Here is a 564-nt window from a genome sequence, read left to right as displayed (position 1 = left end):
TAAGTTAATAAGATAAATTATCTGCATTACTGTTATAATCAATAACCCGATAACCCGATTTTCCACCTGTTCTTATGAAATCGAAGATAACACTTTCTGAGCCTGAACGAATTACATTGCAACAACTGGCCTTGAATCACCCACACCGGGACGTCCGTACGCGAGGAACGGGTTTGCTCATGCTTGCCAGAGGCGTCAAGCCGTCCCAGATCACCGCTGAGATAGGATGCAGTCTCCGGGTTATCTACAACTGGGTTCACACATGGCACAATTCCGGGATTGCGGGATTATTAGGCGGTCATGCTGGTGGCCGGTATCTCGCTATGACGCCTGAAATGATTGCCACTGCGGTCGAAGCGGCCAGCGCAGAGTCCCTGACGCTCGCCCGAATAGCCCAGTGCGTTGAGGCAAGGCATGGTTCCCTGCCCTGTACGCTTGAAACGCTGGCGAATACCCTGAAAAAGCAGGGACTGACCTATAAACGAACCCGCCTGTCGCTTAAAAAAAGCGCAACGAAACGGAGTTTGCGAAAAAATCCGCCTTGCTGAGCAAAATTAAGGCCGG

Annotated in this window: 1 protein-coding gene; it reads left to right on the top strand. The window is 50.7% G+C overall.

Annotated elements, in window-relative coordinates:
- Positions 1-74 precede the first annotated feature (74 nt).
- Positions 75-548 carry a helix-turn-helix domain-containing protein gene (locus tag Xenpb_RS20605; RefSeq protein WP_187655757.1) on the top strand — a complete coding sequence of 158 codons (474 nt, stop codon included), beginning with the start codon at positions 75-77 and terminating at the stop codon, positions 546-548.
- Positions 549-564: the final 16 nt, after the last annotated feature.

Source organism: Xenorhabdus sp. PB62.4, assembly GCF_014467285.1.
Classification (GTDB): domain Bacteria; phylum Pseudomonadota; class Gammaproteobacteria; order Enterobacterales; family Enterobacteriaceae; genus Xenorhabdus.
Note: the sequence above shows the minus strand (reverse complement) of the source record. Positions and strands in the feature narration are given on the sequence as shown.